At 46.4% G+C, this 12,530-nt stretch carries 11 protein-coding genes; 8 read left to right on the top strand and 3 right to left on the bottom strand.

What is annotated here, in order from left to right; all coding sequences use genetic code 11:
• The first annotated feature begins 31 nt into the window (after positions 1 to 31).
• From glp to moaE, 3 genes are read left to right on the top strand one after another with little or no spacing between them, the layout of a single operon-like run.
• Positions 32 to 1,255, top strand: coding sequence for a gephyrin-like molybdotransferase Glp (gene glp, locus C2745_RS02320; RefSeq protein ID WP_215385574.1), 1,224 nt, complete (start codon positions 32 to 34; stop codon positions 1,253 to 1,255).
• Between the two features lie 18 nt (positions 1,256 to 1,273).
• A complete protein-coding gene (gene moaD, locus C2745_RS02325; RefSeq protein ID WP_215384771.1) occupies positions 1,274 to 1,531 on the top strand; it encodes a molybdopterin converting factor subunit 1 in 258 nt (85 codons plus the stop codon).
• Between the two features lies 1 nt (position 1,532).
• Positions 1,533 to 1,988 carry a molybdopterin synthase catalytic subunit MoaE gene (gene moaE, locus C2745_RS02330; protein WP_215384773.1) on the top strand — a complete coding sequence of 152 codons (456 nt, stop codon included), beginning with the start codon at positions 1,533 to 1,535 and terminating at the stop codon, positions 1,986 to 1,988.
• Positions 1,989 to 2,008: 20 nt separating this feature from the next.
• On the opposite strand, the gene C2745_RS02335 is transcribed toward moaE, so the two are convergent.
• Entirely contained in the window at positions 2,009 to 2,254 is a 246-nt protein-coding gene (locus C2745_RS02335) for a GIY-YIG nuclease family protein (protein ID WP_215384775.1), read from the bottom strand.
• A gap of 105 nt (positions 2,255 to 2,359) precedes the next feature.
• On the opposite strand from C2745_RS02335, the gene clpB reads away from it, so the two are divergent.
• Positions 2,360 to 4,963 carry an ATP-dependent chaperone ClpB gene (gene clpB, locus C2745_RS02340; RefSeq protein ID WP_215384777.1) on the top strand — a complete coding sequence of 868 codons (2,604 nt, stop codon included), beginning with the start codon at positions 2,360 to 2,362 and terminating at the stop codon, positions 4,961 to 4,963.
• A gap of 58 nt (positions 4,964 to 5,021) precedes the next feature.
• Positions 5,022 to 6,245, top strand: a complete 1,224-nt coding sequence (locus C2745_RS02345) for an MFS transporter (RefSeq protein ID WP_215384779.1) — start codon at positions 5,022 to 5,024, stop codon at positions 6,243 to 6,245.
• 5 nt (positions 6,246 to 6,250) lie between these two features.
• Here C2745_RS02345 and C2745_RS02350 read toward each other — a convergent pair whose 3' ends face one another.
• Both C2745_RS02350 and C2745_RS02355 read right to left on the bottom strand, forming a co-directional pair.
• A complete protein-coding gene (locus tag C2745_RS02350) occupies positions 6,251 to 6,970 on the bottom strand; it encodes a 5-oxoprolinase subunit PxpA (RefSeq protein WP_215384781.1) in 720 nt (239 codons plus the stop codon).
• Positions 6,970 to 8,712 (bottom strand): 5-oxoprolinase/urea amidolyase family protein, encoded by a 1,743-nt coding sequence (locus C2745_RS02355; protein WP_215384783.1) that lies wholly within the window; start codon positions 8,710 to 8,712, stop codon positions 6,970 to 6,972. Before C2745_RS02355 ends, C2745_RS02350 begins: the two co-directional genes overlap by 1 nt.
• A 107-nt stretch (positions 8,713 to 8,819) precedes the next feature.
• Here C2745_RS02355 and C2745_RS02360 point away from each other — a divergent pair, with 107 nt between their 5' ends.
• The 3 genes from C2745_RS02360 to aceA all read left to right on the top strand — a co-directional run bounded on the left by C2745_RS02360 (position 8,820) and on the right by aceA (position 12,519).
• Positions 8,820 to 10,082 carry an MFS transporter gene (locus C2745_RS02360; RefSeq protein WP_215384784.1) on the top strand — a complete coding sequence of 421 codons (1,263 nt, stop codon included), beginning with the start codon at positions 8,820 to 8,822 and terminating at the stop codon, positions 10,080 to 10,082.
• A gap of 9 nt (positions 10,083 to 10,091) precedes the next feature.
• Positions 10,092 to 10,958: an amidohydrolase gene (locus C2745_RS02365; protein WP_251368354.1), complete on the top strand. Its 867-nt coding sequence runs from the start codon at positions 10,092 to 10,094 to the stop codon at positions 10,956 to 10,958.
• Between the two features lie 262 nt (positions 10,959 to 11,220).
• Complete coding sequence (aceA, locus tag C2745_RS02370) at positions 11,221 to 12,519, top strand: isocitrate lyase (protein ID WP_215348597.1); 1,299 nt, start codon at positions 11,221 to 11,223, stop codon at positions 12,517 to 12,519.
• Positions 12,520 to 12,530: the final 11 nt, after the last annotated feature.

Below are 12,530 nucleotides of genomic sequence, written 5' to 3' on the forward strand. Positions count from 1 at the left end.
TAATACTAATTACTCCATGACTAAGCCACCAATGTTGACTGCGCAGCAGGCTTTAGACCATTTACTTTCTCATGCTCAGCCTGTTAGCCAGAATGAGAAGGTTGCAATGCAAGCTGCCTTAGGTCGCGTTCTTGCTGAGAACGTGAATAGTCTGGTAGACGTGCCGCCGTTAGATAACACCTCAATGGATGGTTATGCCGTTCGTTGTGCTGATACCGCAACACCAGGACAAGTATTAAGAATTGCTCAGCGTATTCCAGCCGGCTCCATTGGAACCCAATTAGAACCAGGCACTGCTGCCAGAATTTTTACCGGCGCCCCTGTGCCTCCGGGCGCTGATGCTGTGATCATGCAGGAGGATTGCACAGTTGAAGGTCAATCCGACCGGGTAGCGATCAATATTGCTCCAACATCGGGTCAGTGGATTCGTCGTAGAGGTGAAGATTTAACTGCGGGCAAGACTTGTTTGACTGCTGGTACATTTTTGCGTCCTCAAGAGTTGGGTGTCGCGGCTTCAGCTGGACTGACGCATCTGAATGTAAAGCGTCGTGTAAAGGTCGCCGCGTTCTTTACGGGTGATGAATTAGCGCTTCCGGGTGAGCCACTAAAACCAGGCGGCATTTATAACTCCAACCGCGATACCTTACTGGCATGTCTCAGATCTTTAGGCTGTGATGCAACCGATTTAGGTATTGTTCCGGATCGTTTAGATGCTACGCGTGAGGCTTTACGCAAAGCCAGCAAAGATCACGATTTGATTATTACCTCTGGTGGTGTTTCGGTAGGTGAGGAGGATCACATCAAGCCGGCCGTGACTGCTGAGGGTAGATTGGATCTGTGGCAAATCGCAATTAAGCCTGGGAAACCCTTGGCATTTGGCGCAGTTCGTAAATCGAGCGAGCCGAAAGATGGAGAGGCTTGGTTTATTGGTTTGCCTGGCAATCCAGTGTCGAGCTTCGTGACATTCTTATTATTTGTACGCCCCTTTATATTGAAGCTGCAAGGGCGTGAAGCAAAGCAAGCTCAGTCTTATTTGATGCGAGCAGACTTCGATTGGTTAAGAGCCGATCGACGCAATGAATTCTTGCGCGTCAGGATTAATGAGCAGGGCGGCCTCGATTTATTCCCCAACCAAAGCTCTGGGGTGCTCACTAGTGCCTCATGGGGTGATGGCTTAGTAGATTGCCCTCCAAATCAAGCGATCAAAGCTGGTGATCTTGTGAAGTACATCCCCTTTGATGCGCTCCTCAAATAATCGGTTTACGATTAGCGTATGAAACTTGAATTACGATTCTTTGCCTCATTGCGTGAAGCTCTTGGCGTCTCGCAAGAGAGCGTTAGCACTCCTGATAGCGTAAAAACAATTGCTGAACTCAGGGCTTATCTGGTCCAGCGTGGTAATCCTTGGTCTGAAGTATTGGCTGACGGTAAAGTATTGCGCTGCGCTCTCAATCAACATATGGTTGATGCCAGTACTGCGTTGCAAGATGGTGCTGAGGTAGCGTTCTTCCCCCCAGTCACCGGAGGCTAATGTGCTGATCAAGATTCAAGAAAGTGATTTTGATGTCAGCGCTGAGTTAGCAGCGCTTCGCAAGGGCGATCCTCGTGTTGGAGCGGTGGTTACCTTTTTGGGCACTGTGCGAGATATGAATGATGGTGCTCAAGTAAAGGGTATGACGCTTGAGCATTATCCGGGCATGACCGAAAAGGCTTTGGAAGAGATTCTTGATCAAGCTAAAGCGCGCTGGGATATCTATAACACCCTGGTGATTCATCGTGTTGGCCCCTTACTGCCTGAAGATCAAATTGTTTTGGTAGCTGTTACGAGTGCACATAGGGGCGAGGCCTTTGCTGCCTGCGAGTTCATCATGGACTACCTTAAAACAGCCGCCCCATTTTGGAAAAAAGAAGACACTCCTGAGGGTGCGCGCTGGGTGGATGCCCGCGTGACCGACGAAGCTGCAATGGCGCGTTGGGAAAAGAAGTAATCTAAGCAATCACCCCCGTTTTACCTCGTTTTAAAAAACGCCAATTTCTCGCTTCTGGGAAGTTGTTTTAATTTGATCTCTGCCTTAGATGCCTCAGATCGATCTGGGTGCTCTTGAGTAGCCAAAAGGATGACTGGTCGACGAGACCTCGTATACCTAGCGCCTTGCCCTGAATTATGGGCTTCCAAGCGATGTTCAAGACGGTTCGTAATGCCGGCATAGTAAGTGCCGTCAGCGCATTCAAGAAGGTAAACAAGCCAGGTCAAAATAAGAGGAAATTAGGTTCAAAAAGGGCTGTAATACCCTTGAAATTGGCAATATTGCCCTTATATTCTATAGATAGATATACATGGAGTTGATGGGATATAAAAATGAGAATCGATAAATTAACAACCAAATTTCAAGAGGCCTTAAGTGAGGCCCAGAGTATCGCTTTGGCCAAGGATAACCAATACATTGAACCGGCGCATGTGTTGCTGGCAATGCTGCGTGATTCTGATGGCGGCGCAAAAAGTCTATTGACTCGGGCTGGCGTCAATGTGTCCGGTCTCGAAAAGGGCTTGGAAAAGATTATTGCTAACTTTCCGGAGGTTCAGGGCACCAGTGGTGAAGTACAAGTTGGTCGTGATTTAAGTAATTGGCTGAACTTGTGTGAAAAAGAGGCTAATAAACGCAATGATCAATTTATTGCTGGCGAGTTGTTCTTGCTAGTGGTGGCTGATGACAAGGGTGAGCTCGGAAAAGTCGCCCGTGAAAATGGCTTAAATCGTAAATCGTTAGAAGCGGCTATTGATTTAGTGCGCGGAGGAGAATCAGTGAATAGTGCAGATGCTGAAGGTCAACGTGAAGCCCTCAAAAAATACACGGTAGATTTAACTGAGCGCGCTCGTATGGGCAAGCTTGATCCAGTGATTGGTCGCGATGATGAGATTCGTCGCACTATTCAGATTTTGCAGCGTCGTGGCAAGAACAACCCAGTGCTTATTGGTGAGCCTGGTGTGGGTAAAACTGCCATTGTTGAAGGTTTGGCGCAACGTATCGTCAATGGTGAGGTGCCTGAGACACTAAAGAACAAGCGCGTATTGGTATTGGATATGGCCTTGCTGTTGGCTGGCGCGAAGTATCGCGGTGAGTTCGAAGAGCGCTTAAAGGCTGTTCTTAGTGATGTTGCTAAAGATGAAGGTCAAACCATTATCTTTATCGATGAGATTCACACGATGGTTGGCGCTGGCAAGGGTGATGGCGCGATGGATGCCGGCAATATGCTTAAGCCTGCCTTGGCACGTGGCGAGTTGCATTGCATCGGCGCGACAACTTTAGATGAGTATCGCAAGTACATCGAGAAAGATCCTGCGCTTGAGCGTCGCTTCCAAAAAGTGATGGTCGAAGAGCCTAGTGTTGAGGCAACCATTGCGATCTTGCGCGGCTTACAAGAGCGTTATGAGCTTCACCATGGTATTGAGATTACTGATCCAGCGATTGTGGCTGCAGCAGAGTTATCGCATCGTTACATTACCGATCGCTTCTTGCCAGACAAGGCTATCGATTTAATCGATGAGGCTGGTTCACGTATTCGCATGGAAATTGACTCTAAACCTGAAGTCATGGATAAGCTTGAGCGTCGCCTCATTCAACTGAAGATCGAGCGTGAGGCAGTGAAGAAGGAGAAAGACGAAGCTTCTCAAAAACGCCTAGGTCTCATTGAAGAAGAGATTAAGCGCCTTGGAGCCGAGTACGCCGATTTAGAAGAAATCTGGAAAGCAGAGAAGGGCGCTGTTTTAGGCGCCGCGAATCTGAAGGAAGAAATCGAGAAAGTCAAAGCGGATATCGCTAAGTTACAACGTGATGGCAAGTTAGAGCAGGTTGCTGAGTTGCAATACGGCAAGTTGCCAGAGTTAGAGGCTAAGCTCAAATCTGCGGCCGCTGCTGAAGCTAAGGGCGATAAAGATGGTGTGGTGAAGAATAAGTTATTACGTACTCAAGTTGGTGCAGAAGAGATTGCGGAAGTAGTTTCTCGCGCCACCGGTATTCCTGTATCGAAGATGATGCAGGGTGAGCGCGATAAGCTACTGAAGATGGAAGAGTTATTGCATAAGCGTGTGGTTGGCCAAGAAGAGGCTATTCGTGCGGTATCGGATGCTATCCGTCGTTCCCGTGCTGGTTTAGCTGAAGAGAATCGCCCATATGGATCATTCTTATTCCTCGGACCAACTGGTGTTGGTAAGACTGAGCTTTGCAAAGCATTGGCTGGATTCTTATTTGATAGTGAAGATCACCTGATTCGTATTGATATGAGTGAGTTCATGGAGAAGCATAGTGTTGCGCGTTTAATCGGTGCGCCTCCAGGCTATGTTGGTTACGAAGAGGGCGGCTATTTAACTGAGCAAGTTCGTCGTCATCCATATAGCGTGATTTTGTTCGATGAAATCGAGAAGGCTCATCCTGATGTCTTTAACGTGCTCCTACAAGTGCTTGATGATGGCCGCTTGACAGATGGTCAAGGCCGCACTGTGGACTTTAAGAATACGGTAATTGTGATGACTAGCAATATTGGTTCGCACTTAATTCAGTCAATGACCGATAAAAAGCAATCTGAAATTAAAGAAGCTGTATTTGAGGAGTTGAAGAATCATTTCCGCCCTGAGTTCTTGAATCGTATTGATGAGATTGTGGTCTTCCATGGTTTGGATAAAGGCAATATCGCCAACATTGCGAAGATCTTGCTGAAAAACTTGTCAGATCGCTTGGCAAAAGTCGATATGCAGCTTGAGGTCAGTGATGCTGCTTTGAATAAGATTGCTGAGGTAGGTTTTGATCCAGTCTTTGGAGCAAGACCATTGAAGCGCGCTATTCAGCAGCACATTGAGAACCCGGTCTCCAAGATGATTTTGGAAGGCAAGTTCGGTCCTAAGGATGTGGTGCCTGTAGATGTCGATAAAGCGGGTGAATTTAGCTTTAGCCGTCAGGTTCACTAGTAGTAAGTAGTAAATACGTAGTTCAGCAGGATTTTCCCTGCGCCAGTAAACTCGGTACATGACTGTTGCGCTTAGTAGGCGTGCCAGTGATGTCCGGGTTATTGGTCTCATTAGCCTAGCTCACGGCAGCTCTCACTTCTTTCATTTAATTTTGCCTCCCATGTTTCCATGGCTGAGGGATGCCTTTGCATTGAGTTATGCCGAACTTGGTTTACTCATGTCTGTCTTTTTTGTAATTTCTTGCGTGGCACAAGCTAGCTCGGGATTTTTGGTTGATCGTATTGGGGCGAGACCCGTGTTATTTGGCGGCGTTGGATTATTGGTCCTCGCAGCTCTGATTTATTCTCAGAGCAATGGTTATGCCATGCTTTTGTTGGGGGCGGTCATTGCTGGTTGCGGTAACGGTATTTTTCATCCGGTCGATTACACGCTGATTAATCACAAAGTATCACCGCCCAATCTTCCATATGCTTATTCAATGCATGGTGTGACAGGATATTTGGGGTGGGCTGCAGCGCCAGCCTTCATGGTAGGCATTGCGCAACTGGCAGATTGGCGTATTGCCTTTATGTCGGCAGCAGTCCTGGAGGCATTTATTCTATTGGTTCTCTGGCTGAATAAAAATCAACTGATTGACAATGTCAAGGAGCGTCACGAAAGCAGTCATGCGAGCGCTCAGGCCGCCAATCCTAATAGCACCCCAGAAAGTGCATTTGCATTTCTGAGGTTGCCAGCAGTTTGGCTATGTTGGGTTTTCTTCTTCTTTAGCATGGCATCAACCTCCAGCTTGCAGTCATTTGCACCAAGCGCACTCTTTAGTATTTATGAGGTACCTCTTAATGTGGGTAGCTACTACATTACTCTTTTGGCGCTAGGGAGTGCAGGGGGAGTTTTGTTTGGTGGCTATTTGGCTGCTAAGTTGCAAGCGCCAGAAAGAATCGTTTCGATCTGTTTGTCTATTACGGTAGTGATGTGCTTGCTGTTAGCTACTGGCATTATGTCGATTGACCTTATACCGATTATTTTCTTTGCACTAGGTTTTGGTTATGGGGTAGTTGCGCCTTCACGAGACTTATTAGTTAAAAAAGCAACCCCACAAGGTGTGGCTGGGCGTGTTTACGGCATCGTGTATTCAGGAATTGATTTGGGCGCAGCAGTTGGGCCTTTCATCTTTGGCTTCTTTATGGATGCTGGATTGCCCAAGGCACTATTCCTTGGAATCGTCGTATTCCAGCTCATGATCATTCCAACCGTCTTTAAGGTAAGCTCAACAAGTCGGTAAGCCGTTTAAGCTAAAGCTGCCTTAATTCTTTTGGCAAACTCAACCGCATGTGGGTTGTCGCCATGAATACATAAGGTGTCAGCTTGTAGTTTGATTTCACTACCATCAATTGCAATCACTTTTCCATCTTTTGACATGCCGATTACTTGATTGAGTGCTACGGCTTCATCTTCAATAACTGCGCCTACTTGCGAACGCGGGACCAGAAAACCCTCTTTGGTGTATCTGCGGTCTGCGAAAACTTCTTGCCACACCGGCACATTGAATTCCTTTGCCGCATCGATTATGCAGCTTCCTGCAAGACCATACAAAATAACTTCAGGCCCTAAATCTTTTACAGCTCGTGCTATGCCTCGTGCGAGCTTCATATCCTTAGCGGCTTGGTTGTATAAAGCGCCATGGGGCTTGACGTGATGTAATGTATTTCCGGCGGCATCAATAAAAGCTTTTAAGGCGCCGGCTTGGTAGAGCACATAGTTGTATGCGTCTTGTTCGGTGATGGCCATCTCACGTCGTCCAAACCCCTCTAAATCTGGAAGGCCCGGGTGCGCTCCGATAAGCACCCCTTTTTGAGTTGCCATTTCAACCAGTTTTTTCATGCGAGATGGATCGCCAGCATGCCACCCGCAGGCAATGTTGGTGGATGTAATGTAGTTGAGTAATAAGGCATCGTTACCCATTTCCCAGGCGCCAAAGCCTTCGCCCATATCGCTATTAATATCCATTATGTATTTCCGCTGGTTTGAATCATTGTTTGAATCGAGTTAATCGTTGATTCTTGTAACTTTAATGCTTCTGCATTTATGCGATCTGCTTCCTGAATATCAATAGGAATAAATCGTATTTTTTCACCAGGTTTGACTTGTGCCAATTTAACCAAATCAGCGCGAATAATCTCGGCTAGGCGCGGATATCCGCCAGTAGTTTGGTGCTCTGCCAGCATCACGATAGGTTCATGGGATGGCGGAAACTGTACAGTCCCAAACGTAATCGCTTGTGACGGGATATTGGGTAAATCTTTTTTGACTTTAAATTCACCCTGAAGGCGCAGGCCCATGCGATTACTTTGATTACTCACAGTCCAGATAGTTGACCAAAATAATTCTCGCTCTTTAACGGAGACGAAAGCTAGGTGTGGACCAGCCAAACAATAGATTGGCGTAATGACTTCGAGCGGAACAAAAGGTGATCTGACATGCCATTTTGCATAGCGTGGCAAAGCATCTTCTTTAAAGAGTGATTTTAAAAAGACGGACTTTAGCGGCGCTAGAGGATTTGTCAGTGATATGACCTGCCCTTTTTCTATGCGCTTTGGTCCGATATCTGCGCTGATGTGTGAGCCTGAGCGGCCGAGGATCTCCGGTAGCTGAAGTCCACCACCGATTGCCAATAGTGCTCGAAATCCAGGATTGAGTGGCGAGAACTTCAGAGTACTTCCTTTTGCTAGCCACACAGGGCGGTTTCCAGGGATACGTTGACCATTTACAATGCCATCGCAATGCCCTCCTACCCAGGCTACACAAGTTGCCTGATGAAATAAAAGTGTGGGTCCACTAGAAGTCATTTCTATAGCAGCCATCTCCAACAGATTACCAACTAAAGCGTTTGCAAGGTGCAGTGAAGATAAATCGCATGCGCCTCCTGGCCCAACGGCCCAATGCGAAAGGCCTGATCTTGGTTCATCTTGAATACTTGTAAAAGTTCCCGACTGCAAAACCTCTATTGATCCTAGGCCTTTGCTTTTATCTAATGACCTAATAATTTCTTCTCGTGAATTTTTTTGATCTAATTTTTGAAACTCATCCAATGTAATTTCTTCAATTTGCATTTGATCGCCGGCCATGAATAATCCTGGCGGATGATTTTGGATGTCAAACATTTGATTGGGTGATCTACCAATCAAATTCCATCCGCCGGGTGTAGTTCGTGGATATATTGCGGTTTGTAGCTCGGCAATCGCAACACTACCTTTTGGTACTGCAGGCCGAGGTGAGGATAGGCGAGGTAGGCGCAGCTTAGGGTTAAGGCCGCTGAAGTATGCAAAACCAGGCATAAAGCCCAGGATATCGGCCGTGTAGAGGCTGGTTTTATGAAGATGAATTGTCTCTTCAACGGACAGCTTGCAGGCCTTAGCAATAGCGTGTAGATCCAATGCAACATCTGGGTGGTAGCAAACTTGAATGCGGTGAATCTTAGCCGGATAAGTTGAGCGCTTCTTTTGTTTCTCTCGTTGCTTATTAATTTTTTCCAGTTCTGCAAAAGCGTGTTGGCGCGTAAGACTCGGCTCATCAACTCCGCTCTGCAATTGGATAACCAATGAGTCTAATCCGGGCACGATTTCAGCGGCCCATAAGGGTTTGTCGGCCAATAGCAGTTTGCTCAGCTCGTGAATATCTTTCAAAGCTTGCGTTGATTTTGAGAAATCAATCAATATGCTGTGGTCACCAATTAGTGTGCAATGCATCATGATGGAGTGTTAGGGGTTTTCTCTAATTTGCCCTGCGGCAGGAATAATTGGGTTATAAAGATGGTACTCATTCATTAATTTAAAGCCTAAAAAATAAAGGAGACAAAATGAGTCAACAACTGGACACCAGTCTGACTGGTTTTTATAAGGTCATGAACCCCAAGGAAAAGAAAACCTTTTGGGGATGTTTCTTGGGCTGGGCATTAGACGGCATGGACTTCATGATTTACCCCTTAGTAATTGGAACCATTATTGCAGTATGGCAGGTTGATCGCGGCATGGCTGGTCTTGCAGTAACTGGAACTCTTTTGGCCTCAGCTTTTGGTGGATGGTTTGCAGGTTACTTGGCCGATCGAATCGGTCGCGTTCGCACACTTCAGTTCACGATTCTTTGGTTCTCTAGCTTTAGTTTAATTTGCGCATTCACACAAGACTTTAATCAACTCATGGTTGCTCGCGCACTCTTGGGTTTTGGTTTTGGTGGTGAGTGGGCTGCTGGTGCGGTTTTGATGGGCGAAACTATTCGCGCTGAATATCGTGGTCGTGCTGTAGGTACTGTTCAGTCAGCATGGGCGGTAGGTTGGGGCGCTGCAGTTCTCCTGCAAGCCATTATGTTTAGCTTGTTGCCAGCAGATATGGCTTGGCGCGCAATGTTTGTTGTGGGCTTCTTCCCAGCATTGCTTTTGCTCTACATTCGTCGTCACGTAGATGAGCCTGAGATTGCTAAGATTGCTCGCGAAAAAGTTGCAGCAGCTGGCGATTCACCATCCATTTTTGAAATCTTCAAACCTGGCATTCTGAAAACAACCATCTTGGCTTCTTTGTTGACCATGGGTGCACAAGGTGGTTACTACGCAATTACTACTTGGGTGCCAACCTTTCTAAAAGCTGAACGTAAATTGACTGTGGTTGGTTCCACTGGCTACTTGGCGTTCTTAATTGTCGGTAGTTTTGTTGGTTATCTAGTTGGAGCTTGGATGGCCGATCGCTTTGGTCGTCGGAAACTCTTTATGACTTTCTCATTGGGTGCGATTGTTTTGGTGTTGGCATATACCCAGTTAGAAATCACGAACGAGATGATGATGTGGCTTGGTTTCCCTCTCGGATTTTTTGCCAGTGGCTATTTCTCAGGCATGGGTGCATTCTTAACTGAACTCTTCCCAACGCGTTTGCGTGGATCTGGTCAGGGCTTTTGCTATAACTTTGGCCGCGGTATCGGTGCTTTGTTCCCTGCTTTGGTTGGTTACTTCTCAGCCCAATATGGATTGGCTATGGCAATTGCGATCTTTGCAGTGATTGCTTACGGCGTTTTCTTTGTGGCCGCAGTAATCCTTCCGGAAACTAAAGGACGCGAATTGCAGGCTAACTAACGATTTTTTGTGTCAAAAAAAGATATTCCGTTTTGTCCAGGACCGCCCGATCATCAGGGTGGTCCTTTTCCTTTTAAGATGCCTATCGGTGCGGTAGATACGCATGCGCATGTGATTAGCGCAGCCAGTTTTGTTCCTGATCGTTCCTATACTTCTCCTGAGGCAACAGAAGAGCAATACATTCGGATGCTTGATGAAGTCGGCATGACCTATGGCGTGCTGATTCAAGTGAGTGTGAATGGCCAAGATAATGAGCCAATGCTGAAGGTTCTAAAAAATCATCCGCAGCGCTTGCGTGGGGTCGCTGTGCCACTCCTTGGTCAAGCAGATACTTATTACCAAAGAATGAAAGATGCCGGTGTAGTTGGTATTCGCATGAACCTCATGTTTTCTGGTGGTGGCTTAGATATTTCGAAGCTTGAAGAGTGCGATGCTCTAGCAAGAGATTGGGGATGGCATATTCAGTTTCTATTGGATGCAAATGATCTTCCGGTACTCATGCCGCGTATGCAGAAGTTGAAGTCCACGCTCGTGATTGATCATATGGGTTACCTAAGAACCGCTGTCGGCTTAGCTTCACCTGGATTTAAAGCGCTTGTTGACTTGGTGAGAGAGAGGGCGTGGGTAAAGGTATCGGGTGCATATCGGTTAACGGATCAAGCGCCCCCTTATGAAGATGTGGTGTCCTATGCAAAGGCATTAATCGAAGCCGCGCCTGATCGTTGTGTCTGGGGTTCTGATTGGCCCCACGTAGCTAATTGGGGTGTGATGCCAACGGTAGCGCAGATGCTTGAAAGCCTTGCTTTGTATGCGCCAGACGAAGGGTTACGCAATCGAATCCTCTGCACTAACCCACAGAAGCTTTATTTTTCATAATGTGAAATCTCATTACACTGCGTAAAATGCAGTGCAGCAGGACTCAAGCAATCTCGTTGCAAGAGGTGGATTCATATTCCACATTACAAAATATTTAATATAAGTTATTGAATTTAAATAACTAAATATTTTCAAAAAAATCTCATATTTCCCTTGCTTGGTTTTTTGAACTGTCTAAACTCTTATATAAGACATAAGACTTGAAGTGGTCTTAAAGGTCCTCAAATTTATTGAATTACTTGTTTAACTTAGGGAGAAAAACATGGCAGATCGCAAAGCAGAAATTGCAGCACTACAAAAAGACTGGGATACCAATCCACGTTGGAAAGGTATTACACGTGGTTATACAGCTGAGGACGTAATCCGTCTTCGTGGCTCTTTGAAGATTGAGCACACATTGGCTAAGCATGGTGCAGAGCGCCTTTGGGAATTGGTCAATAACGAAGCTTACGTTAACTGTTTAGGTGCTTTGACTGGTGGTCAAGCAATGCAACAAGTTAAAGCTGGCGTACAGGCTATCTATTTGTCAGGCTGGCAGGTTGCTGCTGACGGTAACTCATACGCGGCAATGTATCCAGACCAATCTTTGTACCCAGTAGATTCAGTGCCTAAGATGGTTGAGCGTATCAATAACTCATTCCAACGCGCTGATGAAATCCAAACTGCTAAAGGCATTAACAAGGGTGATGCAGGTTACATCGAGTACTTCGCTCCAATCGTTGCTGACGCTGAAGCTGGTTTCGGTGGTGTATTGAACGCGTTTGAATTGAGCAAAGCATTGATCAAGCAAGGTGCTGCTGGCGTTCACTTCGAAGATCAATTGTCTTCTGTTAAGAAGTGCGGTCACTTGGGTGGAAAAGTATTGTTACCTACAACTGAATCTGTACAAAAATTGATCTCTGCACGTTTGGCTGCTGACGTTATGGGTGTTCCAACCATTATCTTGGCTCGTACTGATGCTGAAGCTGCTGACTTGTTGACATCTGACTACGATGCAAATGACAAGCCATTCTTGACTGGTGAGCGTACGGCCGAAGGCTTCTACAAAACACGTAAAGGCTTAGATCAAGCGATCTCCCGTGGTTTGGCTTACGCTGCTTACGCTGATATGGTTTGGTGTGAAACTGGTACCCCTGATCTCGAGTTTGCTCGTCAGTTCGCTGAAGCAATTCGTGCGAAGTTCCCAGGCAAGATGTTGGCTTACAACTGCTCACCATCTTTCAACTGGAAGAAAAACTTGGATGACGCAACAATCGCTAAGTTCCAACGTGAATTAGGCGCAATGGGTTACAAATATCAGTTCATCACATTGGCTGGTATCCACTCTATGTGGTACAACATGTTCGACTTGGCTCAAGACTACATGCAGCGCGGTATGACTGCATACATCGAGAAAGTACAAGAGCCAGAATTTGCTGCTCGTGACCGTGGTTACACCTTCGTTTCACATCAGCAAGAAGTTGGTACAGGCTACTTTGATGATGTAACTACTGTTATCCAAGGTGGCAAGTCTTCTGTAACAGCGTTGACTGGTTCTACTGAAGAAGAGCAGTTCCACTAAGAAATCCCTAA

It is taken from the genome of Polynucleobacter sp. AP-Kolm-20A-A1 (assembly GCF_018688315.1).
GTDB lineage: Bacteria > Pseudomonadota > Gammaproteobacteria > Burkholderiales > Burkholderiaceae > Polynucleobacter.